20 protein-coding genes and 1 pseudogene are annotated in these 26,383 nt (G+C 64.6%); 5 read left to right on the top strand and 16 right to left on the bottom strand.

What is annotated here, in order from left to right; genetic code table 11:
- Nucleotides 1–14: 14 nt before the first annotated feature.
- The 6 genes from msrB to A5650_RS25520 form a co-directional block, all read right to left on the bottom strand.
- Entirely contained in the window at nucleotides 15–428 is a 414-nt protein-coding gene (msrB, locus tag A5650_RS25545) for a peptide-methionine (R)-S-oxide reductase MsrB (RefSeq protein ID WP_067298899.1), read from the bottom strand.
- Nucleotides 425–10,294: a nuclear transport factor 2 family protein gene (locus tag A5650_RS25540; RefSeq protein WP_067298898.1), complete on the bottom strand. Its 9,870-nt coding sequence runs from the start codon at nucleotides 10,292–10,294 to the stop codon at nucleotides 425–427. Before A5650_RS25540 ends, msrB begins: the two co-directional genes overlap by 4 nt.
- Before the next feature lie 2 nt (nucleotides 10,295–10,296).
- Nucleotides 10,297–11,364 carry an oxidoreductase family protein gene (locus A5650_RS25535; RefSeq protein WP_067298896.1) on the bottom strand — a complete coding sequence of 356 codons (1,068 nt, stop codon included), beginning with the start codon at nucleotides 11,362–11,364 and terminating at the stop codon, nucleotides 10,297–10,299.
- A gap of 122 nt (nucleotides 11,365–11,486) precedes the next feature.
- Nucleotides 11,487–12,833 carry an arabinofuranan 3-O-arabinosyltransferase gene (gene aftC / locus A5650_RS25530; protein WP_156744348.1) on the bottom strand — a complete coding sequence of 449 codons (1,347 nt, stop codon included), beginning with the start codon at nucleotides 12,831–12,833 and terminating at the stop codon, nucleotides 11,487–11,489.
- Between the two features lie 3 nt (nucleotides 12,834–12,836).
- Nucleotides 12,837–14,402 carry an alpha/beta fold hydrolase gene (locus A5650_RS25525; RefSeq protein ID WP_067298894.1) on the bottom strand — a complete coding sequence of 522 codons (1,566 nt, stop codon included), beginning with the start codon at nucleotides 14,400–14,402 and terminating at the stop codon, nucleotides 12,837–12,839.
- A gap of 25 nt (nucleotides 14,403–14,427) precedes the next feature.
- Nucleotides 14,428–15,210 carry a pyrimidine reductase family protein gene (locus tag A5650_RS25520; protein WP_067298892.1) on the bottom strand — a complete coding sequence of 261 codons (783 nt, stop codon included), beginning with the start codon at nucleotides 15,208–15,210 and terminating at the stop codon, nucleotides 14,428–14,430.
- Nucleotides 15,211–15,244: 34 nt separating this feature from the next.
- Between A5650_RS25520 and zapE the strand changes: the two genes are divergently transcribed.
- Nucleotides 15,245–16,297, top strand: coding sequence for a cell division protein ZapE (zapE, locus tag A5650_RS25515; protein ID WP_067298890.1), 1,053 nt, complete (start codon nucleotides 15,245–15,247; stop codon nucleotides 16,295–16,297).
- 24 nt (nucleotides 16,298–16,321) lie between these two features.
- Here zapE and A5650_RS25510 read toward each other — a convergent pair whose 3' ends face one another.
- The 7 genes and pseudogenes from A5650_RS25510 to A5650_RS25480 all read right to left on the bottom strand — a co-directional run bounded on the left by A5650_RS25510 (nucleotide 16,322) and on the right by A5650_RS25480 (nucleotide 20,201).
- The gene (locus A5650_RS25510; RefSeq protein ID WP_067298888.1) at nucleotides 16,322–16,879 is read right to left on the bottom strand and encodes a GNAT family N-acetyltransferase; all 558 of its coding nucleotides are present in this window, start codon (nucleotides 16,877–16,879) and stop codon (nucleotides 16,322–16,324) included.
- Nucleotides 16,880–16,885: 6 nt separating this feature from the next.
- Entirely contained in the window at nucleotides 16,886–17,377 is a 492-nt protein-coding gene (locus A5650_RS25505) for a hypothetical protein (RefSeq protein WP_067298887.1), read from the bottom strand.
- A gap of 46 nt (nucleotides 17,378–17,423) precedes the next feature.
- Entirely contained in the window at nucleotides 17,424–17,849 is a 426-nt protein-coding gene (locus A5650_RS25500) for a PPOX class F420-dependent oxidoreductase (RefSeq protein WP_067298885.1), read from the bottom strand.
- 36 nt (nucleotides 17,850–17,885) lie between these two features.
- On the bottom strand, nucleotides 17,886–18,479 hold the full coding sequence (locus A5650_RS25495) for a methylated-DNA--[protein]-cysteine S-methyltransferase (RefSeq protein ID WP_067298963.1): 594 nt from the start codon (nucleotides 18,477–18,479) through the stop codon (nucleotides 17,886–17,888).
- The gene (locus tag A5650_RS25490; protein WP_067298883.1) at nucleotides 18,476–18,952 is read right to left on the bottom strand and encodes an RNA polymerase sigma factor; all 477 of its coding nucleotides are present in this window, start codon (nucleotides 18,950–18,952) and stop codon (nucleotides 18,476–18,478) included. The genes A5650_RS25495 and A5650_RS25490 overlap by 4 nt, the downstream gene beginning before the upstream one ends.
- Before the next feature lie 41 nt (nucleotides 18,953–18,993).
- Nucleotides 18,994–19,719, bottom strand: coding sequence for a Clp protease N-terminal domain-containing protein (locus tag A5650_RS25485; protein ID WP_067298881.1), 726 nt, complete (start codon nucleotides 19,717–19,719; stop codon nucleotides 18,994–18,996).
- Between the two features lie 32 nt (nucleotides 19,720–19,751).
- A pseudogene (locus A5650_RS25480) lies at nucleotides 19,752–20,201 on the bottom strand (SRPBCC family protein).
- A 76-nt stretch (nucleotides 20,202–20,277) separates the two neighbouring features.
- Here A5650_RS25480 and A5650_RS25475 point away from each other — a divergent pair.
- A complete protein-coding gene (locus A5650_RS25475; protein ID WP_067298879.1) occupies nucleotides 20,278–20,631 on the top strand; it encodes a helix-turn-helix transcriptional regulator in 354 nt (117 codons plus the stop codon).
- Nucleotides 20,632–20,635: 4 nt separating this feature from the next.
- Here A5650_RS25475 and A5650_RS25470 read toward each other — a convergent pair whose 3' ends face one another.
- A complete protein-coding gene (locus tag A5650_RS25470) occupies nucleotides 20,636–21,061 on the bottom strand; it encodes a hypothetical protein (RefSeq protein ID WP_067298548.1) in 426 nt (141 codons plus the stop codon).
- A 414-nt stretch (nucleotides 21,062–21,475) separates the two neighbouring features.
- On the opposite strand from A5650_RS25470, the gene A5650_RS25465 reads away from it, so the two are divergent.
- Nucleotides 21,476–21,685, top strand: a complete 210-nt coding sequence (locus A5650_RS25465) for a hypothetical protein (RefSeq protein ID WP_067298547.1) — start codon at nucleotides 21,476–21,478, stop codon at nucleotides 21,683–21,685.
- Between the two features lie 323 nt (nucleotides 21,686–22,008).
- Nucleotides 22,009–22,728 carry a signal peptidase I gene (gene lepB / locus A5650_RS25460; RefSeq protein ID WP_082950945.1) on the top strand — a complete coding sequence of 240 codons (720 nt, stop codon included), beginning with the start codon at nucleotides 22,009–22,011 and terminating at the stop codon, nucleotides 22,726–22,728.
- Nucleotides 22,729–23,617: 889 nt separating this feature from the next.
- Here the strand turns inward: lepB and A5650_RS25455 are convergent.
- Entirely contained in the window at nucleotides 23,618–23,851 is a 234-nt protein-coding gene (locus A5650_RS25455; RefSeq protein ID WP_067298545.1) for a hypothetical protein, read from the bottom strand.
- A gap of 660 nt (nucleotides 23,852–24,511) precedes the next feature.
- Nucleotides 24,512–24,961, bottom strand: coding sequence for a DUF6197 family protein (locus tag A5650_RS25450; RefSeq protein WP_067298544.1), 450 nt, complete (start codon nucleotides 24,959–24,961; stop codon nucleotides 24,512–24,514).
- A 776-nt stretch (nucleotides 24,962–25,737) separates the two neighbouring features.
- Here A5650_RS25450 and A5650_RS27030 point away from each other — a divergent pair.
- Entirely contained in the window at nucleotides 25,738–25,899 is a 162-nt protein-coding gene (locus A5650_RS27030) for a helicase associated domain-containing protein (RefSeq protein WP_156744346.1), read from the top strand.
- The last annotated feature ends 484 nt before the right edge of the window (nucleotides 25,900–26,383 follow it).

The raw sequence follows: 26,383 nt of genomic DNA, 5'->3' as shown, positions 1-26,383 counted from the left end.
AGCGCACATTCGCTTCAGGAGGTCGGCTTCAGCCGCAGCGAGATCGAGTTGATGCAGTAGCGCTGGTCGGTTGGGGTGGGGTAGCCCTCGCCCTCGAAGACGTGACCCAGGTGGCTGTGACAGTTTGCGCAGAGCACCTCGACGCGGTGCATCCCGAGCGAGTCGTCGGTGCGCAAGATGACGGCCTCCGAGGCGGCGGGATCGAAGAATGAAGGCCAGCCACAGTGCGATTGGAACTTCTCGGTGCTACGGAACAGTTCGGCGCCGCAGGCGCGGCACTCGTAGATGCCCTCGGTCTTGGTGTCGGTGTACTCGCCGGTGAAGGGTCGCTCGGTGCCGGCCTCGCGCAGGACGTGGAACTCCTCGGGGGTCAGCTTCTTGCGCCACTCGTCATCGGTCAGCTGCAGTTTGGGAGCCGGTGTGGTCATGTCTCCACGCTACTAGTGCCGGCACGGCGCACAACCTCCTCCGCGTACGCGAAGGCCGCGTCCTCGTCGTCCACATCGAATTGGCATATGTGCCTGGTGAGCCCGTCGCTGAACTCGCCCACGATGAGTCGGCTCCACTCGTATCGCTCGCCGTCGTGGCCGATCGCCTCGCGTTCGTGAAGCGTCACCCCGACCGTCGGTGAAACCCATCGTTCAATCGAGTGCCACGAACGGACCGAGGCGACCATCGAGCAGAGGTTCTCGTAGCTGGCGCGCAAGTCGGCGACCGAACGGTCGGGGAAGCCGGATCGCGCGCGGCTCACTGCGTGCATGTCGGGGGTCGACATTTCGCCGAACACCCGGTCCCACTCCCGTCGGTTGATGGCCGCGAGATACCTGGCGTTGTGCACTGTGCCCTCGGCTACCGGCGCTCCCTCGCCCTCGCAGTACCGGCGCGTGAGTTCTTGGTAGGCACTCTCGAAGTCGTCCTCGTCGAAGCGGCCCTCGTAGATGAAATGTCCAGTGTCGTCGACCTCGTAGACGTGTAGATAATTCGTCGCGTTGCCGGAGTCGTCCGACCAGACGCTCGAGTGCATGCTCAGATAGTCGCCCCGGATCGCGAGAGTTCGCCACTGGAAGTGGCTGTACTGAGCCAGGATGCGTTCCCCGGCCAGCCGCAGCCCTGCGGCAGTGCGAATGGGATCTCCGCTGAGCCGGCGTCGATCCTCATACACGGATGGATTCGCGTAGCAGCCGATACCCCCCTCGAGGTCCCTCGCGCACAGCGCATTCTGGAGGGCGGCGACAGTCTCGCAGGACCGGTTGGTCAGTCTGAATCGGCTGTGCACGGTGTGGGCGCGCTCCTCGGCGTACGCGAATGCAGCTTCCTCGTCGTCGATGTCGAATCGACAGACGTGCGCGGCGCGGCCATCGCGAATCTCACCGACGTCGATGCTGGACCAGGTGTATTGCTCGCCGCCCCTGCCGACGGCTTGCCTTTCATTTCGAGCGACGACACAGTCCGGAGACAGCCAATGCTCTGCGACGTTCCACTGACGAATCGTCGTCATCATCGCCCACAGGTCCTCGAGGCTCGCTCGCAGTTCGGCTGCCGATCGGTCCGGGAATGCCGTGCGAGAACGGTTCTCGATACGGAAGTCTGGCGACGTAAGTGCAAACGCACCGTCGAAATCGCCCGCGTTCAGCGCAGACATCCACTCGGTGACGATGCTCGCCGACTGACTGAAGTCGGCGGCCTCTCCGGCGCAATAGCGCCGCGTGAGCTCGCGGTAGGCGCCCTCGAAGTCGTCCTCATCGAAGCGACCGTGATACAGAATCCGTCCGGCGTCATCAACCTGATGAACGGTCAGATAGCGGACCTCGAAACCGTCGTCGTTCGCCCACCGGGCCCAACCGAGGTGGAGGCGTTCACCGCGCACTGCGAGCGTGCGTGACTCGAAGGAGGTGTAGTCCTCGAGGATGCGTGCGAGTGCTGTGCGCGTGTCTCCGACGGGATTGCCGTGCAGGCGGCGGTGATCGCCGAACGTGAATGACTCGGCGGCGAGCTCGGCTGCGGCGTCGACATCCTGCGCTTGCAGAGCCCTCCAGAGGTTCTCGACGGTACGGGTCGCAAGATTGCTCACTGTGAGCCGGCTGTTCGCCGACCGTATCACGTCCTCGGCGTACGCGAATGCAGCTTGCTCATCGTCGGTTTCGAACAAGCAGACCGAGCTGAACCGCCCGTCACGGATCTCGACGACATCGATATGCGTCCATGCGAACCGCTCGCCATCGGCCCCGACGGCAGTCTGTTCGAAGCGAGCGACCACCACCGCTGGTGACAGCCAACACACCGCGGCGTGCCACACCCGCAGCGACGAGGCCCTGGCAAGCAGTTCGTCGTAGGTTGACCGGAATTCGCCGGCGGAACGTTCGCCGAAAAGCGAGCGCGATCGGTCGTCAATACGTAGTCCCGGAGTAGTGAGGCGATCGAAGACGCCGTCGATGTCTCCGTTCATGAACCCGATCGGATACTCCGCAAGTGTCGCCTCTGCCTCGGCGACCGCTGCACCTTCACCCACGCAGTATCGGCGCGTGAGTTCGCGATAGGCGTGCTCGAAATCGTCCTCGTCGAAACGACCCTCATAAGTGATGCGCCCGCTGTCATCGACCTCGTGCAGAATCAAGTGGGTCGTTTCGTATCCGGCGTCGGTCGACCAGCGACTCCAACCCAGTTGCAGCCGGTCACCGCGGACGGCCAAAGTGCGTCCCTCGAAGCGGTTGTACTGCGCCAAGATGCGTTCCGCGCCGCTGCGCACATCGGGTAGTGGATTGCCCGCCAGCTTTCGCCGATCGTCGTACTCGAAGTGCTCGGAATACTGTCGGACCATCGCGTCGACGTCGTGCGCGTTCGCAGCCCGCTCTCCCGTGAGGAACGTCCGGGTGGCCATGTTGGTGACCGGCAAGCGAGTCGCGGCCTCGAGGACGAGTTCCTCGGCGTAGGCGAAGGCCGCGTGCTCGTCGTCGGGTTCGAAGACGCACATGGACGCCATTCGCCCGTCGCGGACTTCGAAAACCATCAGGCGTGTCCACGAGTATCGCTCACCGTCGTGTTCGATCGCCTCCCGCTCATGACGTCCGACGCAGACATTGGGCGATAACCAGCATGACGCCGAATGCCACTCGCGCACCGACGCGACTATCGAGCTGAGATCTTCGAGGGTCTTACGAAGCTCCGTGGCGGAACGGTCAGGGAAAGCAGAGCGCGACCGGTTCTCGATGCGCAGCCCGTCAACACTGAGTTCGCCGAAGAGTCGGTCCAGATCGCGGTTGTTCAACGCTGCTGCATACTCGATGGTTACCACTCCCGCCTCGGCGAACAACGCGCCCTCGCCCGCGAAGTATCTGGTGTCGAGCTCGCGGTAGGCGGACATGAAGTCGTTCTCGTCGTAGGTGGCCTGAAAAGCGATACGTCCGTCGTCGGCGAGCTCAATGACGAGGAGATGTGCTGTCTCGTTTGCAGCGTCGTCTGACCACCGGGTGTGGGCGAGCTGCAAGCGTTCTCCGCGAACAGCCAATGTGAGACCTGTGAAGTGGCTGTAGTGCTGACGAAGTCGCGTCCCAGCGCTCTTCAGTTCCGCATGAGTCGTAACAGGGTCACCACTCAAACGCCGATGATCGTCATAGGCAAAGTGGTCGGAGTATGCGGCGACGACGGCATCGATGTCCCCAATCTCGAAATCCCGGAGTACTTTGGCCCCTACGTCGCATGCGCGATTGTGAACAGTCAGCCGGCTTACCGGTGCGTGGACACGTTCCTGGGCATAGTCGAACGCCGCTTTCTCATCGTCGATTTCGAAGATTCTCGTCCAAGCGAGTCGCCCGTTGTCCACTTCAGCGACCGTTATGAAGCTCCACACGTAGACTTCGCCGTCGTGACCGAGTGCTTCTCGTTCCAACCGGCCGACCACAACGGTCGGTGACAGCCAGCGCATCGCTGAGTGCCATGACCGCACCGAGTCGACCATCGCCTGCAGTTCTTCACGGCTGGAGCGGAATTCAGTCGCAGATCGATCACCGAAGACCGACCGTGAGCGGTTCTCCACCCGGAAATCCGCGGTGGTCAACTCCCCGAATAGCCGCTCGAAGTCACCCCGGTTCTCAGCGCAGGCATAGTCGGTGAGAACAACAGCGGCGTCGGCGTATGCGGCGCCCTCGCCGACGCTATAGCGGCGGTCTAATTCGCGATACGCGCCTTCGAAATCGTCCCCGTCGAAGCGGTAGTCGTAGATGCACAACCCGTCGTCACCGATTTCGGAAACATGAAGCTGTGTGGTCTCGTTACCCGCCTCGTCCCACCAGCGACTGCGCACCATCGCCAGTCGGTCTCCACGTACCGCCAGCACGTGGGCCTCGAATCGGCTGTACTGATCGAGAACCCGCTGGATCGCTGCACGTATCGCGTCACGTCCGACGATGGGATCGCCACTCAAACGCCGTCGATCGACGTAGACGAAGGCATCAGCGTAGGTGGCCACAAGGCCCTCGACATCGTGACTTCGCATTGCTTGCCAACCGGCTTCGACGACGTCCGTAGCTCTGTTCTTGACCGCCAGTCGGCTGCTAGCGGCACGAACGCACTCCTCGGCGTAAGCAAATGCGGCCTCTTCGTCCTCGATGTCGAACTGGCACAGTGCATTCGTTCGACCATCCCTCACTTCGACGACGAGTGCGGATGTCCACTTGTAGAGCTCGCCGTCATCGCCGGTTGCCTCGCGTTCGACGCGACTGACGCTCCACTGCGGTGACAACCAGCTGATTACCGACGGCCAGCTTCGCGAGCTAGATACCATGGCGTCGAGTTGACCCCAGCCCGACCGTAATTGGTTGGCTGAACGATCGGGAAAAGCGGTGCGCGACCGGTTTTCGATACGCATATCTGGAGCGACGAGCTCAACGAACACCCGGTCGTAGTCTCCACGATTGATAGCCGCGAATGTCGCCATGGAAACCGCACCGCCCTCTGCGAACTCCGCGCCTTCGCCGGCGTAGTACCTTCGTTCGAGTTCACCGAGCGCTTCTTCGAAGTCATCTTCGTCGAACCGACCGTGATATATGGTCAGGCCGTCGCCGTCGGTCTCTAGGACGTGAAAACCGCTCGTTTCGTTTCCCGCGTCATCCCACCACCGACTCCAGCCGAGCTCCAGTCGCTCGCCGCGAACCGCCAACGTGCGCCATTCGGAATGTGGGTACTGGTCGAGAATACGAACTGAAGCGGATCGCAACCCGTCGAGGCCCTCGATTGCATTGCCGCTCATCCGGCGTCGGTCGTCATAAACAAATTCATCCGAGGAACCGGCCATAGCCGCGCCGAGATCGCCGACCTGGAATGCTCGCCACGCGACGTTGGCCGCCTGGCTGGCCTTATTTGCGACAGCGAGGCGGCTCGTGGTCGCCCGCACCCGATCCTCCGCATAGGCGAACGCCGCATCCTCGTCTTCGAGGTCGAAGCGACACGCGGAAGCAAGCCGGCCGTCGCGAATCTCGCAGACATCGAGCCAAGTCCACGAATAGCGTTCACCGTCGCGACCAACAGCTTCCCGCTCGAAGCGGAAGATACCAATTTTCGGCGACAGCCAACAGACGGCGGCCTCCCAAGAGCGGGCTGAGGCCACCGCGGCGTCGAAGTCTTCAAAGGATCTTCTGACATCCGTTGCGGTGCGGTGGTCGAAGGCAGAGCTCGACCGGTTCTCGAGGCGATAGGATTCAGACGTCAGCTCATCGATCAGTCGGTCGTAGTCGCGATCGTTGAGTGCGGTGATCCACTCCCTCGTCACCGCTCCCGCCTCTGCGTAAGCCGCGCCTTCTCCGAAGTAGTAGCGACGTTCGAGCTCGCCATATGCGCCAGTGAAGTCGTCTTCGTCAAATCGACCCTGGTAGAAGATCCGCCCCTCCTCGTCGATCTCGTGAAGATGTAGACCCGCCGTTTCGTTCCCCGCGTCATCCCACCAACGACTCCATCGGAGCTCAACCCGTTCGCCCCGGACCGCCAAGATGCGCCACTCGGATTGCTGATACTGCTCATAGAACTGAGCCGCTGCGACGCGCAGTTCCTCGAGACCCGCAATCGGGTTGCCGCTCAACCGCCGTCGATCGTCGTATGCGTACCGAGTGGAGTACCGAGCTATGGCGCCTTCAACGTCACCAGCTAGTCGAGCGCGCCACGAGGCATCGGTCTGTTGGCTGGCGTGATTTATCACCTCAAGACGGCTGGTCGCCGCCCGCACTCGCTCCTCAGCGTAGGCGAAAGCCGCTGCCTCGTCATCGACTTCGAACTGGCACATCGACGCTAGTCGGCCGCCACGGATCTCCCCGACGTGGATTCTCGCCCACTCGTATTTCTCGCCCTCGTGGCCGATTGCTTCCTGCTCGATTCTGATCACCACGCAGTTCGGCGACACCCACTGCAGAGCGGAAATCCACAGTCGACGAGATGCGACCATCGCATCGAGTTCTTCGAGAATGCCGCGGAACTCCGATGCCGAAAGATCGGGGAGCATCGCGCGCGACCGGTTCAGGACACGGAAGTCGTCGGCGGTGAGTTCGCCGAATGCCCGATCTAGGTCGCCACGATGGAGCGCGGATCCGAACTCGAGCGCGACCGCACCCGCCTCGGCGAAGGCTGCGCCATCACCGGCGTAGTACCGCCGTTCGAGTTCGAGATAGGCGCTTTCAAAATCGTCCTCGTCGAAGCGGATGTGGTAGAGAATGCGCCCGTCGTCATTGGTTTCGTTGACGTACAGCGTCGTAGCGGCATTGCCGTCGTCGTCGGCCCAGCGACTCCACAGGAGATGTAGATGGCGGCCGCGTACAGCGAGTACGCGGACCTCGAAGTGCGTGTACTGCTCGAAGACACGCTCGATCGCGGTCCGCATCGCGCCCACGCCGACGACAGGGTCGCCGCTCAGTCGCCGCCGGTCGTCGTAGACGAATTCCTCCGAGAACCAGAGCAGGGCGCTCTCGACGTCGTGTTCCTTGATTGCCCGGATGAACCTCGGCAGCAGTCGGCAGGAGTCATTGTCGACCGCGAGCCGGCCGGACGTCGCGGGCGCACGTTCCTCTGCGTGGCCGGGTGCTGTCCGGGCGGGTTCCTCCGATGGCGCGACAACGGGTTCGCCGACGAGTCCGACCGGGATCGACGCCTCCTTCGCCGCGTACAACGCTCGGGCATCGGCTCGGGCCGCCCTGGCGCCCTTGATGTCGCCCGCCTGGTCCAGTACACGGCTTAGTGCCAGACACGCCTCGGCATGGTCGAGCACGATGTCGGTCCCACTGGCGACCGCCACCGCATCCCGGGCCATTGCAGTCGCCTCACCGTGGCATCCTTGCGTCGCGAGGATCTCGGCCCGCACCGCGCGCCACGCGATCGCCGTCTTCAGGTTGTGACCGGCGAGGCGCTCACTTTCGGCCGCATAACGGTCGGCCTCTTCCATGCGGCCCTGCGCGAGAACTGATCTCGCCAACAGGGCGGCGGCCAAGCCCGCGTCGGCGCCGGCGCCCAACGCGTCGAGGCCTTCGAGCGCCATCCGGAAATGCGGTTCGGCAGCGACGGGGTCGCCGCTCATCGATTCGATGATCCCAGCGAAAAGCTCCGTCTCCATCAGCCCGTGTCGCAGACCCAGGTCGGCCACGATCTGGCGCGCCTCGCCAAGCATCTTGCGCGCCTTGTCCGGTCGACCTCGCAGGAGTTCCAGTACAGCCAGATGGCGCAACGACGTCGCTTCAAGAGACGGCGCGGCCGTCGTCATCCGTTGCATCCGAACCACGTCGAGGCATCGGCCGCCGGCCTTGGGCACCGGGCTCGGCCCCCACAGCGCCGCTCCCGGCGCCGCGCTCAATGCCGCGGTGATCTGTCGGTGATCTTTACTCTGTCGAGCCGCGATCAGCGCTTCGAACAGGTCGACTTCGCCGTCGCCGACCCGTCCGAGGCGCAGCCGCGCGCTCGCTCGGACGCGGTGCGCCTTGGCGAGTCCCGCGGGGTCCGCGCGACGGGCGAACTCGTCGATGGCGCCTTGGAGGAGCGCGTCGTATTCCAACAACCGGTCCGGATCGGTGTACACGCCGAACTGGCATCGATAGCACGTCGCCCATGGGGCCAACGCGTCTCCCGCGATGCGCTCGAGATCCTCGACGAGGGCGGCGGCGGTGGTGACGTCGCCTGCGGAGAGGAGCGCCTCGCACCCCGTCATCAAAAGCTCAGCGTGTATGGACTCGGCGGCGCCGGCGAGCGCCGCGCCTCGCGTGGCCTGGGCGCCGGCGGAAACCAACTCGTCGCGGTCCAGTGCGCGTCGCGCGGATGCCGAGTAATGGCGGGCGGCACGCAGAGCAAGATCGTTCGTGTGCTCGTCAAGCGTGCCCAGTTCGCTTCGGTAGGTGTGTGCGGCCTCCAAATGGCGGGCGATCATCTCGTCAGCCTCGAACGCCACACTGGCGCCGCCCGATTCGACCCAGTCGGCGAGGCGCTCGTGCAGTCCTGCGCGTTCCGACTTCAACAACCGCCGGTAGGCGACGTCGCGGATCAGCACGTGATGGAATCGCCAGACGGCCTCGTCGCCGACGTACGTCCCGGTGGGTTGAGCGAGTTCGAGACGCCGAAGTCGATTGAGCGACAGCTTGATCGCGTCCGCGTGACCGCCGGCGAGCGCTCCAACCGTGCCTACAGAGAAGTCGCTGCCGATCACCGAGGCGATCTCGAGTATGCGTCGGTCACCGGTGTCCAGCCGTTCCAGTCGCGATGCGAGCAGGGCTTGAATCGTCGGTGGAATGGTGATGGCCTCGACATCGATGGTCAGTCGCCAGCCGTTCGCGTGCTCGACGAGAACGCCGTCGTGCGCGAGCATCCCGACAAATTCCCGGACGAACAGGGGATTGCCCCCGGTGGACGCGGGAAGGCGATGCAGAAGCTCGGGCGGCAGCTCGGTGGCGCCCAACACCTTGGCGGCAAGCTCGGCCGTCGCCCCGGCGTCGAGGCCGTCGAGATGGAGTGTGTCGGTGACCCAGCGGCTGGCGGCTACGAGGTCCGGCCGGATCTCGCGCAGCTCGGGCCGGGCCAACGCCAGCACGAGCACCGGCACATCCTTGATCCACTCGACCACGTGCTCGATGAAGTCCAGCAGCAAGCTGTCGGCCCATTGAATGTCGTCGAGTGCGAACACAACTGGACCGCTCCACGCCAGCACCTCGACGAACCTGCGCAGGGCCCAGAAGTTCTCTTCGACAGAGCCCGGTACGCCGGTCGCGAGGCCTTTGAGGTCGCGCAGCAGACGATCTCGCTCCGAGGTTCCTGCCGGGATGTCGGATTCGAGATCCCGGGCCCGCAACATCTCGACGATCGGCGCCAGTGCGACCGAGCCCTCGACGGCGCATCGAGCTTGAAGAACGCACGCATCCGATTGGGCGGCAAGGAATTCGGTCGCCAGCCGGCTCTTGCCGACGCCGGGGTCGCCGATCACGGTCACGAGCCGGGCTGCACGCGCCGCGATCGCGTCGTCGAGGACGTTTTGAAGCCGCTTTATTTCCTGCGACCGGCCGACGAACGGTGCCGCGTCCGCGACATCCGAATGCCGTCCGACCCACTGGTACACCGCAACCGGCGCGTGGCGGCCCTTCACCTGCACTTGCCCGAGCGACTCGTAGCCGTATCGCCCTCGCGTGGCCCGCCAGGTCTCCTCACCGACCACCACCCGCCCGCGCGGACACTCGGCCTCGAGACGAGCACCGACGTTGAGCGCGTCGCCCACCAGATCGGCGTCACCTGCTCCGACGACGACCTCACCGGTGTTCACGGCGACGCGCAGCGCCAGTTCGGTGCGGTGCGTCTCGGCAACCTGGGCGGCCAGGTCGACGAACCGGTCCTGCAATTCGACCGCGGCGTCGACGGCGCGCAGCGCGTCCTCGGGGCCGATCTCGGGAACACCCCAGACGGCCATGAAGCCGTCGCCGATGTACTTGGTGACGCCCGCACGGTGTCGCTGCGCGGTCGACCGCAGCAGCTCGTGGTAGCGACCGATCACCTCGCGTGCCGTCTCGGCATCGACCTTTTCCTCGAAAGTGGTCGATCCCGCCAGATCGGCGAACATCACCGTGACGGTTTTGCGTGCCGGACCCGCGATGGGCGGTTCCGTTGTGGGGGTGGCCAGTTCGTCGAGCGGCGCGCCGCAGCCGCGGCAGAACCGAGCGGTCGCTCTCGCCTCCAGGCCGCACGTCGCACACACCCGTGCGAGTGAGCCGCCGCAGCCCTCGCAGTAGCGCGCGTCCTCCTCGTTCGCCGTCCCGCAGGAGGAGCAGGTACGGCGGTTCTCGGCCATGGTCAGTCCGGTCCCAGGGAGAACGCGTTGTGGTCTTCGAGGGCCGCGACGGCACGGCGAAACATCGCGCGGGCCAATCGCTTGTTGCGGTCGTTGACGATCTCGATTCGACCCTCGGCCATGACGGGATAGACGAAGCACCAGGCGGTGGCGATTCGGTAATCGTGCTGCAATTGTCCTGCGGGGTAGTCAATTCCGTGCTCGGCGAGGCGCTTGCGATAGCGGGCAAGTAATTCTGTCTCATGGTTGCGGCGCGTCTCGGGAGTAAGACTTTGGCTCAGGAAGTAGCCGACGTCGTAGGCGCCCCGACCTCTGGTCGATACCTGCCAGTCCAGCGCCGTCAGCGGCGGGTCGTCAGTGCTAGTAGCGAAGAACAACTGATCCAACCGAAGATCCCCGTGCAGGAAGGTCTGGGGCTGACGGCAGACTTCTTCGAGGAACCACGGCACCATCGTCGCGAACCGGTCGCCGTAGTCGCGGACCGCCGGCGTCAACTCCGAGCCCAGCCGCTCGACACACTTGTGCCAGGCGGCGTGGTAGTTGCTGATGGCTACATCGGGAAATGGCGGTTCGGTGTGCGCCTTCAGCCACCGCAGCGACGCGAGGCGATCGCTTTCCCACCAGTACGCGTGGTGGCGGGCGATCGCGTCGATGACGGTTTCAGCGTCAGCGACCGAGCAGCCGACGAGCTGGTCGACGTTGCGGAGCCGACCCAGGTCTTCGAGAACCAGGACGAAATCGTGGGTCGCCTCGTCGAAGGCCGCGAAATACGGCCGTGCCGACGGCAACGGGTTCCCTTGGCCGATCTCCTGGTAGAACCGGACTTCTCGGCGGTAGAACTCGAGATCCTCGCAGAGGTTGGTGCGCGTGGTCGTGTCCAGCGTCGGCAGCTTGACCACGACCGTCGGCGGCACATCCGGATCGCCGTCGAGATGGGCCCGGTAGAGGCGGCCGAGAAGCCCGACACCTATCGCGAACTGCTCGAGCTTGCAGACCCGCACTTCGGCTTCGAGAACCTCGCTCAACCATTCCGCCGTGATGGACTGCGGGTCTACCGGGATTCTCGGCATGTTGCGCCCCCCTTCAGACCCCGCGAGCGAATCAATCGTACGAGATCGGGGTCGCGTCAGCACTGGTTATAAGGGGCGTGCCACCCGTGAGGACGTTGCGTTAGCAAATACTATTGTTGCTGTCAGCTGATCGGTGGTGCGACCGGCCGCGCCGGCTCGGTCGAGGCGACCTGATCCGAGGGCGGCGCCTTCGTCAGCCACGTCGGGTCGATCCCGTCGTCGAGACGGCCTTCTGCCTTGGCGTCCAGATAGCGGAAGTACAACACCGAGAACACCACGACCAGCATCAGACCCCACCCGTAGGTGAACTTCATGTACTCGAGGAATCGACCCGTCGTCGGCCAGTGCCCGAGCAGCCAACGGTCGGCACTCATGAAACCGTAGATCGCCAGCCACGCAGGCCAGTTCCGCAGCACCGAGTTCGGTAGCACCACCGTCATCAGGAACGGGAACAGCATCATCGAGTAGTAGCCCTGCCCCAGCGACAGCACGAGGAACGAGGTGATCAGCAGGACGCCGGACGACGTCGTCATCCAGAACAGTGGGTCACGGGTGCGGTAGTACTTGTACAGCAGCCACAGCGAGATCACCGCGATGACGGCAAAGGCGATGCGCAACAACAGGATCAGCCAGGTCGGCAGGCCGTAGTAGACGCCGTTGCCGGCGATCGAGCTGTTGAAGTAGTCGCGGGTGGTGAGGATGTAGGGGACGGTGCGGGTGAAGAAGTTCATCGGGTCGCTGATCAACGGCCATGCCGCGACGTTGAACGCCAACGGCACCGCGACGGCAGTCACCAGCGCTCGCCATTGCCGGTTCAGCAGCGGCAGCAACAACAGCGGCGCCAGAAGCGGTTTGACCACCAGAGTCAAGCCGATCGCCGCGCCCGCCAACCATTCGTGGTTGCGCTTGCCAGGCTGATTGCCACTGAGCAGCCAGCGGAAGAACAACACCTCGGCCAGCAGGATGCATCCGTTGATGTTGCCGAAAACCAGTGTGTTGATCACGCTTTCGGTGCAGAACATCGCGGCCAGCAGCGCGGGCAGCGCGACTGAACGGAAGCCGTAACCGAAGAGCCGCACAAGGAAGTAGGCGGCCAGCACGATCGCGATCGTGTTGAACGTGATGAACCAGTAGCGCGATGCGTCAACAGGCAGATAGCCGAACGGCGCCATCAACAACGTGCCGCCGGGCGGGTAGAGGTAGTGCGGGTCGACGTGGTCGAAGTGCTCGTTGTAGATGTCCCAGCCCATCTTGAAATTGACGACCGCCCGGTACACGGGCCCGTAATCATCGGTGATGTAGCCGTTGGTGGCCAGGACGTAGCTGCGGTGGATGATGAACAGGATCGCCAGCGGCCACAGGATCAGCTTCAACACAGACGCCACGTTGGGCGGGGAGGTCCGGGGCCGGAACGGGGCGGTCACAAGATCGCGCACGACCGCACGGTACCCGACCACCGACCGCGTCAGGCGTCAGGCAGGGCAGAACGTGTCGGTGTCCGGCAGGTTGCCGCTGTCGAGGTAACCCAGCACCGGAGGCAGTGTGCACGGCGAGTAGATCGAAGCGCCGTGTCCGATGCCCTGCCACATGACCCGCCTGTTGGCCGAGCCGGCGTTGATCGCCGTGGCCGCGACCGCGGCGACGCCCTCGTTGCCCACGATCGGGTCGTTCTGCGTACCGAGCAGCAGCACGGGGATCTTGAGGTTCTTCGGCTCCTCGGGCGTCGAACCGCTCGGCCAGTTCAGGCAATTGACCAGGTTGAGCGCACCGACCGTGCCGAATTGCGGATAGAGCTTGTCCCAGGCCACCACGAGCTCACGCACCCGGTCGGGAGTGGGGCGGTTCAGCGAATCGCTGCAGCTGTTGACGAACTGACCGTCGGTATCGCGCAGGGTCTCGGCGCGAGCGATCAGATCTGTGAACGGAGCCGGATCTCCCGATTGCGCGGCCGCCACCGCGGCGGCCAGCGCATTAACCGACTCGACCCGGTCGTCGCGCGGATAGGCCAGTGCGGTGGCGATCGCATTGGCCACCGTGGCGACAGCAGCGCCGTTGGGACCTCGGCCCTGGCGGGCGGCCGAGACCAGTGCGTCGACCGCCGCCTTGGGATCCGGGCCCAGGACGCAATTGGTGGCGGCGCACTGGCCGGCCCAGGCGTTGAGCGCGGCCTGCTCACCTTTGACGCGCTGCTCCATCGCGGCTTCGGCGGCGATGCCCAGCGGCAGCGGCGAATCGAGCACGAGGCGCGCGATCTTGTTGGGGTGCGATCCGGCGTAGGCGAGGGCGATCTGCGCTCCATTCCCGACACCCAGCAGCGCAAGCGCGGGCACGTCCCAGGTGCTGCGCAGCCGCTCGATGTCCTCGGCGGCATGCGAGTTGTCGTAGGCGGAGTCGCCGGGGGCGATGGTGTCGGTGCAGCTTGTCGTCGCGGTCTGAACGATGGCGCCCAGGTTGGCCACCGGGTCGTCGCCGGACTGGAACTGCGCCTGGTCGAGCATCTCCTGGCGGTCGAACAGGTCGCGGCAGTCCAGTGCACCCGACATGCCCATTCCGCGGCGGTCGACGGCGACGATCGGATGGGTGTTGAGCACATCGGTGCCTGCCCGCGAGAGCCACACCGGCAACTGGATGGACGACGGCAGATCCGTGCCCGTCGTCATCACCAGCGGGCCGGCGTCCTCGGGCGTCTGCGGACCGCGCGCCCGCACCACGCCGATGCTGACCGAGCCCGACGCACCGTTGATCGGGTCGAGGTCGGCGTCGTAGGTGGCGCAGTCCAGCGTCACACCCGGTACGGCGGGCACAGCGGCGTCGGTGAACACCCGCGACGTGCATTCCCGCCAGGCCAGGTCGTTCTTCGGCGCCTCGACGGCCGGCGGACCCTCGGCCGGCTTGGTCGTTTCCGGCTCGCCCTGGGGCCCCGCGCCGGAGTCGGTGGCGAAGCGGGGATTGGCGGCGAGGCCCGGCGAACACGCCGCGACGAAGGCGACGACGGATGCCAGGCTGAGGAGCCGAACCAGCTGACCACGCCGATGCATGCCGACCACAGTACTGATCCGCGGCTCAGCCGAGCCGCACGTAGCGCGTGTACAGATAGCCGTCGTCGTCGGTCAGCACATGCGCCGGGCGCATCCGCGTCAGTACCTCGCCGGGGCCGGTCGCGATCCGTGGCGCCTTGCCGCCGACCAGGAACGGCGCGATCGTCAGGCACAACTCGTCGAGCAGATCGCTCTCGATGAGCAGGCTCAGGATCAGCGGACCGCCCTCGGTGAGCACCCGGAACAACTTGCGTTCGGCCAACACGTCGAGCGCGGTCGCCGCATCGACCTCGTCGGGCCGGGGGCCGGAGGCATCGATCACCTCGGCAAGCCCGCCGAGACGGCGGCGGGTGCCGTCGCAGGCGGCGGAGCTCGTCAAGACCAGCGGCGGCACCTCGGTGCGGGTGAAGAAACGCGCCTCCGGGTCGAGGTTGCCCGACCGGGTGACGACGGCGATCGGCGGCACCTCGGCCTGGCCGCGCGCCTGCCGCTCGCCGCGCTGCGGGACGGGCACCTGCGCGCCGGAGTAGTTCTCGGTGCGCACGGTGGCGGCGCCGACGAGGATCACATCGGCGGCGTAGCGCATCTGCTCGAAGACTCTGCGATCGCCGGCGCCTCCCAGCGCCGCGGTCTTGCCGCCGGCGGTCGCTCCGCCGTCGACGGTGGCGATCATGTTGCCGCGCACCCAGCACCTTCGCAGGTCGGCGGGGTAGGCGTAGAAGTCGGCGAGCCTCCCGTCGGCGCCGTCGATCGGGGCGCCGTCAGGCCCGAGCACTGTGAACTGCGCCGCAGCGGCGGTATCGGGCATGAAGACGATTGCAGCACGTCGATAAGGTGCCTGCATGGACGGGTCCGGAGCGGTGCAACATCTGGTCGACCGGCACCCCGACGTCACACCGGACCGGCTGATCGCTCAACTCGTACCGCCACCCACGTTCTCCGACGTCAGCTTCGACAGCTACATCCCCGACCCGGCCGAGCCGTCACAGGCCGCGGCCGTGCAGTCCTGCGTTCGGTTCTGTGATCAGGCGGAGCAGCGCCGGGCGGGCAAGAAGAAGCTGTTCGGTCGCCGGGAGGTGCTGCCCGGGGTCGGCTTGTATCTCGACGGGGGATTCGGTGTCGGCAAGACCCACCTGCTGGCGTCGTCGTACTACCGGCTGCCGGAACCGAAGGCATTCGCCACCTTCGGCGAGTTGACCCAGCTGGCAAGCGTTTTCGGGTTCGTCGAATGCATCGCACTGCTGGCCGATTACGTGGTGGTGTGCATCGATGAATTCGAACTCGACGATCCCGGCAACACGACGCTGATCTCGCGGCTGCTGTCGCAACTCGTCGAGCGCGGCGTGTCGGTGGCTGCGACGTCGAATACGCTGCCCGAGCAACTGGGGGAGGGGCGATTCGCGGCGCAGGATTTCCTGCGTGAGATCAACACGCTGGCAGCCATTTTCGAGACGGTGCGCATCGACGGACCGGACTATCGCCATCGCGATCTCCCGCCGGCGCCCGAACCGTTGAGCGACACCGAGGTACGTGAGCGCGCCGAACGGTCGGCGGGTGCGACCCTCGACGACTTCGACGCGCTGTGCGCGCATCTGGCCACCATGCATCCGTCGCGTTACCTGACACTGATCGAAGGGGTCGGCGCGGTGTTTCTCACCGGCGTGCACACGGTCGACGACCAGAATGTGGCCCTGCGCCTGGTGTCGCTGACCGACCGCCTGTACGACGCGGGAATCCCGGTGGTGGCGTCGGGGGCCAAGCTGGACACCCTGTTCAGCCACGAGATGTTGGCGGGTGGATTCCGCAAAAAGTATCTGCGCGCGACGTCGCGACTGCTGGCGCTGACGAGGGAAGGCACCGAACTGGGCTCGTCATCTTCGCGCGAGCAGACGTAAAGTTGCCTACTTTCGGGCGGCCAATTACCTGAGTTGTGCGTCTGTTCGCGGTTGAACGTCGAGCACCATCACGTAGTCGTTCTCGATGGCCGCGCCCAGCCGGAACGTCTTGGTGCCGCTGACGACGAAACCGTGCTTGGCATAAAACCGTTGCGCGCGTTGGTTCAGCTGGTTGACACCGAGCCACACCGCTGCGGCGCCCAGGTCGGTGGCCTTTTGCACCGCCGCGGTCATCAATGCAGTGGCCACACCGGCGCCATGGTGGTCGGGCAGCACATAGATCTTCGAGACCTCGACCGCCGGGCGGGCTTCGACGGCACGCTGGACGTCGCTGTCGTCGGGGATGCCGCGAATCAGCATGGCGTAGCCGACGATTGCGTTGTCGGCGCGCGCGACGAACACGGCCCGGTCGGGGTCGACGAGGTAGTCGCGGAACCGGGACTGCGACAGGTTTCCCTCGATGAACGCTGCGACGTTGTCGGGTGTGGCCGCCGGGGGACAGGCGAGCGGAAAGGTGCGGGCGGCGACGTCGGCGAGTTCGGGCAGGTCGGCTTCGACGGCCGCCGTGACGTCAATGCCCAACGGCGACTACACGTTCCACTGAGCCAGGTGCTCGCCGGTGACCTTGTCGAGCAGCACCACGTTGGACACCAGGTCGCGGTAGCAGTCCCAGAACACCGCGCCGCTGACCGTGGAGCCGGCCGGCGCGTTGTTCAGCTGCGGTTGCAGTGCGTCCGGAGCGTCGGTGTTGCGGGGTTCGTAGCTGTCGCCGGTCGGCGTGACACCGCGGAAGCTGTAGGTGATCGACTGCGCATACGGCGTCGGCACCTGAATCGAATGCACCGTCACCCAGGCTCGCCAGACCTGCTGACGCGGGGGCCGCGGGGGATAGCCGAAGCCGGGCGGGATCGGCGACGGGTCGACGCTGTGAACGGTGATGTCGGCGACCAGGCCCTTGAACTTCACCTGCAAGGTGTCGCCCAGTCTGCCGATCGGAGCGGTCACCGCCGATGCGGGTGCAGCGACTATCCCGGCGGCGGTCGCCATGGCGACCATGAGCAGCACGAACCAGCGACGCATCACCGAATGATCGCACACACTGAAACGTGTTACAGACGCTTCCCGGTCAGGACATCCACGGCCCGACGCCGCCGACCTTGTCGATGCGGATCCGTGTCAGGTACCCGGGCGGAGTGTCCTGGGGTGGGAACCCCGAGTCCGGGCTGGACAGCGTCTGGGCCAGATCCCTCAGCAGTTCGGGCGCACCGCCCTCGACGACGCGGGCGGTGCCGTTGATCGCCAGATACGGCCGCATCGCCTGCCCGACACCTTGCGGCGACAGGATCGTCACCGCGACGCGGGGGTCGCGACGGACGTTGCGGACCTTCTGATGCTCGGCGAGGTGTGCGGTGACGAGTTCGTCGCCCTCGGGAGTCGACTTCAGCGCCACCCACACCAACGTCACCTGTGGGCTGCCGTCGGGATTGAGGGTGACCAGCGTGGCGTCTGCACCCTGCCCGATCAGGGCGCGGGCGGCGTCGTTGAGTTTCATGCGAGGTTCTACCGCCCGGCCCGCCGATTCATTCCCTCAGGCGGCTTCGAGGCTCAGCAGCGTCGACTTGGCGTTCGGGCCGCCGACGTATTGGCCGGGCGATCCGTCCGAGCGCACGACACGGTGGCACGGAAATACCACCGGCAGCGGGTTGTGGGCGCACGCACTGCCGACCGCGCGTACCGCGCGGGGGTTGCCGACGGCGGCGGCGACCGCCGCGTAGCTTTCGCGTCGGCCGTAGCCGATTTCGCGCAGATGCTCGATCACGCTGCGGCGAAATCCCGCTGCGAGCCGAAGGTCGACGGGTACCTCGAATGCGGTGCGGCGCTTGGCGAAGTACTCATCGAGTTGGTACGCGACGGTGTCTAGACGGGCCGGTGCGCGCAGAATGCGAGGGCTCACCGTCTGTGCGAGACGGGCGAGAACCGTGTCATGGCCTTCGACATCGAACGCAACGCGGACCAGTCCGACGGTGGTGGCGGCCAACAGGAGCGGGCCGACAGGGCTGTCGACCATGCGGTAGGCGACATCGAGGACACCCTCGTCGCCGGCGGCGCATTCCAGCTGTCGGTGCAACCGGTCGAGTGTCTCATCGTCGCGGGTTAATCCATCGAAGATGTTGGTGGTCATCGGCATTGGTCCTCACGGTAGATCCTGCGAAGTGTCTTGATGCCGTCGGCGGCAGCCCGGCGGGCGGCGTCGGGAGAGTTGCCGAGCAGGTCGGCGATATCTGCGAACGGTAGGCCGGCGATGTGGTGGTAGGCGATGGCCCGGCGCTGCTTGGCGGGCAGGCGGGCCAGCGCGTCCCACAGGTCGGGGTCGCGGGTCGCCGGATCCCCCCGCGGCGCGGCGCGATCCGGCATGTCGTCGGTGGGTATGGGTCTTCGCGACCGAGCCCGGCCGACGTCGAGCGCGCGACGGTGGGCGATGGTGACGAGCCAGGCCTCGACGTTGGCATCGGCAGGTAACTGCGGGTAGGCGCGAAGTGCCGATAGAAACGTCTCGGACCAAGCGTCCTCGGCGTCGACGGGACCGACGACGGCGCGGCAGACGCGCAGCACGGTCGGACCGTGCTCGGCCACCACGTCTTCGAACGGTCGCACTCTCACATCATGAAGACGTCCATTTGCCGACCGTTGTGAGATCACTCGTTGGCGAAGGCCTGTAACGCGTCGAGCAGTTCGGCTTCGAATCGGTCTTTGTCGACGCCGATGCGGTGCAGAGGGCCGCTGTCGTCCTCGGCTTCCCATAGCGCCAAGAAGATGTGTTCGGTACCGACGTAGTTGTGTCCCAAGCGAAGTGCTTGCCGGAAGGTCAGTTCGAGAACCTTTTTGGCGCTGCTGGTGAAGGGGATCAGAGCGGGAAGGGCACCTTCGGCCCGAGGCGGAAGTGACACCGTCTTCGTCACGGCGTCGGAGTCGACGCCTTGGGCGGAGAGCAGCTTGGCGGCCAGTCCGTTCGGGTCCTGGAACAGTGCCAGCAGAAGGTGATCGGATCCGATCTCGACGTTGCCGGCCGCGTGGGCGAGGTTCTGAGATTCGACGACGACGTTGCGGGCGCGGGGAGTGAACCTGCCGAATCCTGCGTTGGGATCGAGGAGTTCGGCGTCGGTGGGCGTCTTGGGGACGAAGCGCTTCTGCGCGGCCTGTTTGGTGACGCCCATGCACTTGCCGATGTCGGTCCACGACGCGCCGGAGCGGCGGGCCTGGTCGACGAAATGGCCGATCAGGTGGTCGGCGATCTCGCCGAGGGACTCGGCCGCCAGTACGGCGTCGGTGAGCTGGTCGAGAGGTTCGGTGTGCACGGTCTTGATGACGTCGATGAGGTCGTCGAGCCGGACCGGGTTGGTGATCTTGGCGGGCTGCGTCATACCGTCAACCGTAGGTTGACGAGTGGAACGCGTCAACCTACGGTTGACGAATGCGGGTAGCCGCGCCTGACCGTGCGGTCGAGAATGCCCAGCGTCGCGCGCAACGCGTTCTCGGAGACGACGGGGGAGATGCCCGCCTCGCGCCAGTGCGGATCGATATCGGACCAGTCGTAGAACGACGTCACCAGCGTTCCATCGGCGGTGGACTCCAGGCGATAGCCGTAGAGGTGCCCGACTTGCTGTCCTGCTCGAAATCGCGGATCGAGACGGTGACGTCGTACTTGCCCATGGGGAAGTCGTTGAGAGCTTCGCGATCCGTGTGGACGACGAAGCTGTCGCCGGCCGCGCGAACCAGTTCTCCCTCCGCGTCCTGCAGCATCCGGTGGCGTCAATCGCGACATGGCCTCGGGGGTGCGCCGGACGGCGAAGACGTCGGACGCGGGTGCGGCGATGGTGCGCTGGACTTCGATGCGATCGTTCATCAGCAAATCATGTCTTGGGTGTGAAACGCGTCGTAAGCCGTTTCGGTTATCGGCGCAGGGGTATCCGACGATTGCTATGCGCAACCATGTGGACCCGGCTCGCGTTCAGTCCGCCCTGCTGCGGCGCGCGATCACGTTCATCAACGAGAACGCCCACAGGGAAATAACACTCAGAGATATTGCCACTGCCGTCAATGTGACGCCGCGTTCGGTCCAGTACGCGTTCCGGCGACACCTCGGGACGACGCCGCTCGAGTATTTGCGCCGCGTGCGACTCGACCGAGCACACCGCGAACTGCAAATAGCGGACCCGCGCAGCGACACCGTGATGGCGATCGCGGGCCGGTGGGGGTTCACGCACGCAGGGCGCTTCAGCGGCGTCTACAAACGCACCTACGGAACTCCGCCGAGCGAGACGTTGCGCGCCTGACGGCTTACCTCGGGAAGAAGCCCTCGCGGGTGAAGAAGCCCGGCTGCCATCCCCGGGCGCCGAGGCACAGCATCGGACGACCATCGGGGGATTGGGCGGCGGCTTGAGGCTTGGGGCACGGGGCGCCGACGTCCTGGACACCAAAAAGTTCATAGGACGCCTGCCAGAACCCCTGGTTGGTAGGGATGGGGGGCCACTGGTTCTCGATCCAGCGGCACTGTAAGACCTCGCCGCCGGGGCCGCGCCCGAAGGTGAACCGCTCGAGGTTGAAGCACGGCCCGGTGAGGTGGGCGTCGTAGTTCATGCCGGGTACGTCGGAGGCATACCGGCCGGGGGTGTCGGGATAGTCGTTGTCGTCCGCAGAGGCGAACGGTGCCGCGCAGATGGCGGCGCCGGCGATGGCGGCAGCGGCGAGCAGTTGGCGAATCATGTCCCACCCTCGTGTCGTGACCGGTCGGTCTCTGCAAAGCGTAGTTGGTGTCACACAACGGCCGGGGGTTTTCAGGTCTTCTTCGCTGGTTTCCGATCACGTAGTTGATCGGCGTTCGAAAATCCGAAGGGTCGCATCGGATGCACTGAAAGTTGGCTGTGACAACTGCTTTGGGTGAAAGCGGCCGCCGGGTCACCCGTTGTGGGCCATATGGAACCGTGCTCCTGCTCTCTTCTTAACGAAGGGGACGATGCGGCCCTTACACGAAAACCACGCAGTTTCACCCGGCTTGTACGGAACAACGCTATGGTTCGCTATGCGCCACAGACGTGTCCAGCAGCGGGTACGTCTCGGGAGTGGTCGCCAGAAAGTCTGCGGGGCCTTCGCCCAGACATCCGATTGAAGGGGCAACATATGAGCGCGACCATTGTGACCGTCAGGCGCGATGACGAAGGGAACGTGGTCGCTCATTGGAGCGGCTCAGTGACCTTCCACCCGAACACCTACAGCGACCCCAGTTCGTTTAGGTCGCTGATCGACGAATGCGTTGAGAACTTCACGCGGGAATTGCAGTCGGAAATCAACGCAGATTTTGCGGGATTTTCTGGACAGTCACCGGGCTGAGACACAAACGCGCAATAGCGGCCCTCCGTTGTATCGGCGATTGAAGGCCCACATCGAGTCTCCACACGCTTCCTTTTGGCGTGTCGCAGTTGGATATACGCAGCGTTGCTGACCCGCGGTGGGATTATACCGACGTGGGCGACGGTCGCGAGGGTGTAGCGGCAGCGGAGCTGTCGTGCGCTTCGTGTGGCGTTGTGTTGCCGCCGGCATCGAAGTTCTGTAACGAATGTGGCGTGGCCGTCTCGTCGTCGCCGGCGCCTGCTGCAAAGCACGAGCGCTCGCCAGACGAAGCCAAATCAGAGAATGCGGGCGACGAGGCCCCAATGACCACCGCCGAGGTGCCCGGGACGCCAAAACGGACGCGGGGCATCCTGCGGAAGTTCGTCGCGGTGGCCGCCAGCGTGGTTCTACTTCTCGTCGTTCTATATGCGTTCGGGGCGAGGTTCGTCGCCCAGCCTTACCCGATCCGGTCGGACGCGATGGCGCCGACCCTGAGAGCGGGCGAGCGCGTCATCATAGACAAGCTGTCATATCGTTCGTACCGTCTCGGTAGCAGGCCGAGGTCGGGCGACGTGATTGTGTTCCGCGCTCCGCCAACATGGAACGTGGGCTCCGAGCCGATCCGCTCGCACAATGCGGCAGTGCGGTGGCTGCAGAACTTCCTCTCGGGTGCCGGATTTCTTCCGCCGAACGAGAACGAGCTGATCACACGGATCATCGCGACCGGGGGGCAGAAGGTGGAATGCCGGGAAGATTCTGGACTCACGGTGAACGGCGAGCCGGTCATCGAGCCATACCTCGACTCGGCGACGCTTGGTGTAGATCCCGACGTCGACCGATGCCTCGGTGCCGAGTTCGGACCCGTCACGGTGCCGCGCGGCCGACTGTGGGTGATGGATGACAATCGCACGCATGCGCAGGATTCCCGCGCATACTGCGCGAGTGTCGACGCCGACGCCGAACGCGGGATCTTGTGTACCGGAGACCCCGGGGCGGGCACCATCGCGGAGGAGGCTGTCATCGGCAGGGCCTGGCGATTCTGACCGTCGGCCGGCCATGGCGGAGATGTGACCAGTGCTCAGGCCACGTCGGCTCGTGAGCCCTTCCACGAAGGGTGTCGCAGTGTGTTGCCGAATCCCGGTAGTCGATTACGCCGGCCAGCCCGGCGTGGACCCAGCGAGTACGGTGTGCGCGATATCGGTGGGACATTCGGGAACGGTGAAGTGTTGCAGCGTAACGAATCTAAAGCTGCGGCAATTCGTCGCCGCTCCACCTCGCTGAGGCTGGCGCCGACCACTCCGAAGAATTGCAGACGATTTCCGGCGTAGGCCCCGAAGACAGCGCATCAATTGTGCGGCTGGTTGGACCCATGCTGGGAAGCCAGCCGCCGATCACGAACTCGCTTCGCAACCGATAGGGCGTATTGATTTGATCCTGCGACCGGATCCCGGGCTTGTACGCAGAACCTAAGTGCTTGCACACGATGCCCTCGACCCCAGACCAAGACGCCCGTGCGCTGATTGATACCAGCGGCGCGCAGCGGTGCACCTCGTCGGGCATGACTGGGGTGGCGTGGTGGCGTGGGGGTCGCGGCGGAGATTCCCCGATCGCCTGGTGCCACTGTCGACATTGTCTGTCCACACCCCGACGCTTTCCTGCGGGCGCTGATAACGAGCAGGCAGGCTTTCGCGTCGTGTTACATGTATTTCTTCCAGTTGCCCCGCATCTCAGAGCGGGTTCTGCTCGGCAGTGCCCAACCGGGGCAGTCTTGGTCGAAAGTGGGCATTATCGTCCCTGACACAAACGATTCGATTAAGGCGTGACATACGGCCCTGCGGGCAGGTCGCGACCCAATTGCTGTCTTGTAAGTGGGCAGCGGCGGTCCAGAACGGGTTCTAGTGGTGGTGCAATCTGCCCCGCATGGCGTCATAGTCAACAATGGCTTGTTGGTGTGCCGTCGACAGTGACGGTGTAGTCGCCGTTAAAAGCGTCCACGACGACGGCTATCGCCGCGTCCGGTCGCGCGGACGCGGCGACCTCGGCGATGTGCTCCACCGACTCGGGCAGCTCGTCGGAGAGGTCGACCCGAGGACGGCGCGGGCTGCCGGCTCTGCAACGACGCGCAAGATAGGCCGACGCCGAGTCGAATTTCGATCTGACGATCATCCATTCTCAGTAAGCGCGTAGACATTAGCCGAGCGATATGGCGGGCAGTCACTGGTCAGGACCGAGACGTCGCTGGTCTGCGTGTATGTGCAGACATGATCACCGGCTTTTGAGGTGCGGGTTGTCGCCTTGCAAGTGCAGATCACTTTGGAATGCCTCTATCGCTCCAAGTTGAAGATGAGTGCAGTCCGGACCGCACGGCGTGAAAGTCACGGACACGTATCGCCGACGTTCAAGTCAATGGCCGGGTTACCTCTCGTCACAGTGGCGGTGTAGGAACCGCTGAGAGGCTCAGCCCACGCCGGGACGGCCACCCGAACCGCTGCGCCAGAAAGCACTACGCCAACTGCCGACCCGCGAACAAACATCCCCATGGGTATCCCCTGCAGGAGCCAAACCGTTCTACCGCCAAACGTTTGAACTGCCGAGGCCGGCTTGAACTTAAGTCACCGACAGAATCTGTACAGCGAATACCCGAGAACCATGTCGCCGCTTACTGCAAACCGGCAGCAAATAGTATTCATTAGCTTGGGGACGTCGAGGGCAAACCTCATCCGTGGACACTTTCTACCAATGTCCCAACCGGCATGTCGCAGCGGACTTCGCAATACTTGTTCCGAGGCCCTGCTTATGGCCGCGGGAGGGTCATCGGCAGGTCGACTAACTGTCGCAGGCCGAGGCAGCGGCGAGCTTCAGCAACAGCACTGCGTCGGCAGCGGTCGTATGCAAGTCATCGTTGAAGGCGTCTAAGTCCGGCCAGTTCATTGCGTCGGCAGAATTGGCCAGCCGAACCAGTACTAGTTCCAGCCGATCGACCTGCTGTTGCACCGCGTAGGGCTGCCCGCTGTGCCAGTAACCAGCCGCAGCACGTAGCGCCCCGCCCAGGCAGAAGCTGCATGGGGCGGCCACGGGCTCGATAAGTGTCCTGTAGCCTCCTGCACCAACGTGCTCGGTGCGAACCCGCACCCAATTGCCCGGCGAGTCGACTGCCGGGTGCACCTGAGTGCCATCGGCATCGCGGTAATAGGCGCCTTGGGTCCACCCGCCGTCGGCCTCGATGAGCGCCAGGGCGCCCTCGATTACCTCCCGGTCGGTATTCATATCAGCCATACCTTCAAAGTACGAAGTATGGCCGCGCGACAACACGAGGTTGGCCTCCCAAGTTTTGGGGGTTAACCCCCATAAGCACAGTATTTGTACGACGACCCCCGCCGCTTAGGGTGCCAGCACTGCCCCAGTACTTACGTTTGCTCGATGCGACTCCGCAGCGGCGGAGCAGATGGACATCGCCGTACACGGGGGTGTAGTTACCGCGCCAGGACGGGGGAAAACCCCCTTACTGAAGCCGGGGCAGAACCGGCAGAGTAATTATCAGGTCCGCTGGGCCGACCCCCCGCGGCCCGGCGTACCTTCCGCCGCAACCAGCATCAAGTCTCGAGTCGACGGTGTCGAATTGCGCACCCCGCCACTGATTCAGTCAATTGGTGGAGTTCACCACCGCGATTGGTCTCGACCTGCGGCCGAGATAGGAGGGTGTTAGGAAAGTTTGATCTTCGCCCAGCCGACGTGCGCGTATAGCTCCTCCAGGTATTTGGGGCAGTAAGCCGAAACGGCAGCAGCGAGGAGCCCGTACATCTGCGTCTTGGTCATCTCGTTCGAAGCATTGGCGAACATCATGTTCGCGCCCGTCGCGATGGGACTCTCATTCTGTCGCCCGCCGCCGCCGTTTTGTCCATCTCCTGGCAGGTTGGCTGGGCCACGCCAATGTCATGTTCGCCGGCTCTGAACCCCATCCTGTTCATTACTCCGAGATACCACGTATTGGTTTGCTCGTCAGCTGGCTCGGGCGGGGGTCGGTGGGGACGACACGGTTACGGTGACTGTGGATGTCGCCGCATTCTCGTCACTCCCGCAAGCTCGACTACCCGCTCGGTGCATGGGTGGGGACGCAACGTGCGTGGCACGCCAACGGCAAGCTCGATCCTGATCGCCAACGCCGACTCCAGGAGTTGCCGGGCTGGACATGGAAGGCGAGCTCGTCGACCTAGCTAGGCAAAGTTGAATATGGTTGCATCATAACAACTTTCATTCCCACGCCCCGCGTCGCAGATCGGTCGACGGCTGGGTCTGCGCCTGCGTAGCGTTTGACCCATCGCGCCATCGTGCGAGCGGGGCGCAACATGTTCGGGGTGATCTTCCGCAAGTTCTACATCGGGGCTGTGCGTTTGCATTGCCAGCATTCAAAGGTCGGGTCGCCCACGGGTATGTTCGTCACCGCATTGCATCTGGCGCATTGGACCGCTTGCATTCCTTTAGGTGTCGATGGAGTCCCGGGGGTCGCAACTGCCGCCACGATGATGCCGATCACTCCCAAGAAAAAGCCCAAGACGGCATAGACGGTGGTCGATAGGTTTTTTGCGCTTTGCGATCGACTCCGCAACGGCTGTCGGTTCCGGTCGAAAATTGAGCAGGTAGTTCCGGGTTGGGTTCTAGTCAACGTCGCAACACCAACCGACTTTCAGAGGTTAGCAG

The sequence above is a fragment of the Mycobacterium sp. 1164985.4 genome (assembly GCF_001668575.1).
In the GTDB taxonomy this organism is placed as follows: Bacteria; Actinomycetota; Actinomycetes; order Mycobacteriales; family Mycobacteriaceae; genus Mycobacterium.
The sequence above is the reverse complement of the archived record's forward strand: the minus strand, read 5'-3'. Positions and strand labels throughout refer to the sequence as shown.

What these genes read in the sequence shown, in the direction of transcription:
- A5650_RS25485 (WP_067298881.1), bottom strand. Translation starts at nt 19,719, where the DNA reads ATGACGCAGCCCGCCAAGATCACCAACCCGGTCCGGCTCGACGACCTC.
- lepB (WP_082950945.1), top strand. Translation starts at nt 22,009, where the DNA reads ATGACCACCGCCGAGGTGCCCGGGACGCCAAAACGGACGCGGGGCATC.
- A5650_RS25535 (WP_067298896.1), bottom strand. Translation starts at nt 11,364, where the DNA reads ATGCCGAGAATCCCGGTAGACCCGCAGTCCATCACGGCGGAATGGTTG.
- A5650_RS25505 (WP_067298887.1), bottom strand. Translation starts at nt 17,377, where the DNA reads ATGCGTCGCTGGTTCGTGCTGCTCATGGTCGCCATGGCGACCGCCGCC.
- A5650_RS25495 (WP_067298963.1), bottom strand. Translation starts at nt 18,479, where the DNA reads ATGACCACCAACATCTTCGATGGATTAACCCGCGACGATGAGACACTC.
- A5650_RS25455 (WP_067298545.1), bottom strand. Translation starts at nt 23,851, where the DNA reads ATGATCGTCAGATCGAAATTCGACTCGGCGTCGGCCTATCTTGCGCGT.
- A5650_RS25470 (WP_067298548.1), bottom strand. Translation starts at nt 21,061, where the DNA reads ATGATTCGCCAACTGCTCGCCGCTGCCGCCATCGCCGGCGCCGCCATC.
- A5650_RS25465 (WP_067298547.1), top strand. Translation starts at nt 21,476, where the DNA reads ATGAGCGCGACCATTGTGACCGTCAGGCGCGATGACGAAGGGAACGTG.
- A5650_RS25520 (WP_067298892.1), bottom strand. Translation starts at nt 15,210, where the DNA reads ATGCCCGATACCGCCGCTGCGGCGCAGTTCACAGTGCTCGGGCCTGAC.
- msrB (WP_067298899.1), bottom strand. Translation starts at nt 428, where the DNA reads ATGACCACACCGGCTCCCAAACTGCAGCTGACCGATGACGAGTGGCGC.
- A5650_RS27030 (WP_156744346.1), top strand. Translation starts at nt 25,738, where the DNA reads ATGTCGCCGCATTCTCGTCACTCCCGCAAGCTCGACTACCCGCTCGGT.
- A5650_RS25540 (WP_067298898.1), bottom strand. Translation starts at nt 10,294, where the DNA reads ATGGCCGAGAACCGCCGTACCTGCTCCTCCTGCGGGACGGCGAACGAG.
- zapE (WP_067298890.1), top strand. Translation starts at nt 15,245, where the DNA reads ATGGACGGGTCCGGAGCGGTGCAACATCTGGTCGACCGGCACCCCGAC.
- A5650_RS25475 (WP_067298879.1), top strand. Translation starts at nt 20,278, where the DNA reads ATGCGCAACCATGTGGACCCGGCTCGCGTTCAGTCCGCCCTGCTGCGG.
- A5650_RS25525 (WP_067298894.1), bottom strand. Translation starts at nt 14,402, where the DNA reads ATGCATCGGCGTGGTCAGCTGGTTCGGCTCCTCAGCCTGGCATCCGTC.
- A5650_RS25450 (WP_067298544.1), bottom strand. Translation starts at nt 24,961, where the DNA reads ATGGCTGATATGAATACCGACCGGGAGGTAATCGAGGGCGCCCTGGCG.
- A5650_RS25500 (WP_067298885.1), bottom strand. Translation starts at nt 17,849, where the DNA reads ATGAAACTCAACGACGCCGCCCGCGCCCTGATCGGGCAGGGTGCAGAC.